1 pseudogene is annotated in these 349 nt (G+C 47.0%); it reads right to left on the bottom strand.

Annotated elements, in window-relative coordinates:
• Positions 1 to 349 (bottom strand): annotated as a pseudogene (locus RT405_RS06410) (LLM class flavin-dependent oxidoreductase); the annotation flags it as partial.

Below are 349 nucleotides of genomic sequence, written 5' to 3'. Positions count from 1 at the left end.
CAAAAATATCTTTTGTCATACCGCCCATAAAAAACTGTGCAAAAGAATAGCCGACACCCATCCGGGCAGCTTTTAATGCACTGCTTCCACTCGAACCCAACAGCCAAGCTTCTGGTAAAGCTATATGTGCCGGTGTCGCGATTGTTTTACGGTACAACCGGTCTTCCGGTACTTCATCATTGATCAACTTCAAAGCCGTATCGAATTTTTCATACATATTATCCAACAGAGGCTGCCGTCCTTCAGACAAAGCATACATGGCGTTAGTATCCCCGCCCGGTGCCCGGCCTACGCCAAAATCAATGCGCCCAGGTGATAACGCACTTAACGTTTTAAACACCTCTGCCAA

It is taken from the genome of Carnobacterium sp. (assembly GCF_032094055.1).
GTDB lineage: Bacteria > Bacillota > Bacilli > Lactobacillales > Carnobacteriaceae > Carnobacterium_A.
Note: the sequence above shows the minus strand (reverse complement) of the source record. Positions and strands in the feature narration are given on the sequence as shown.